Origin of the sequence: Clostridium sp. MCC344, assembly GCF_018785365.1 — a bacterium.
GTDB lineage: Bacteria > Bacillota > Clostridia > Lachnospirales > Lachnospiraceae > Pilosibacter.
The window spans coordinates 1-359 of sequence record NZ_WQPQ01000058.1 but is presented as its reverse complement, the minus strand read 5'-3'; the positions used below and the strand labels follow the sequence as shown (position 1 = coordinate 359).

Annotated in this window: 1 protein-coding gene; it reads left to right on the top strand. The window is 35.1% G+C overall.

All coding sequences use genetic code 11. From position 1 onward, the window contains the following. Nucleotides 1-216: 216 nt before the first annotated feature. Nucleotides 217-359, top strand: a 143-nt coding sequence (locus GPK90_RS13465; protein ID WP_215703225.1) for a transposase, incomplete at its 3' end; no start/stop codon positions are given.

Below are 359 nucleotides of genomic sequence, written 5' to 3'. Positions count from 1 at the left end.
ATCAGATTATTGCACATAGCTGTGCTGTGTATTGTAAACTTCTCATATATTGATTTTTGTAGTCGTGCTATATCATCAATCCTGCATACAATGAATAAGCCTGAAGGAAAAATAGATTGCAGATCAAGCAGAACAAATGTTCTGAAATGTAATAGACAAATGATCTCATTTGTGATATAATTAAATCAGTCGAAATAGAAAGAAAGGCTGATAAATATGAGAGAACTCGACAATAATGCACATTCAGTATTTTTACTCTGTTATCATCTGATCCTGGTTGTAAAGTACCGGAAAAAGGTCCTGAATGATCCGATCTCGGGTCGCGCACGAGAAATCTTTGAATATATCGCGCCCAAATA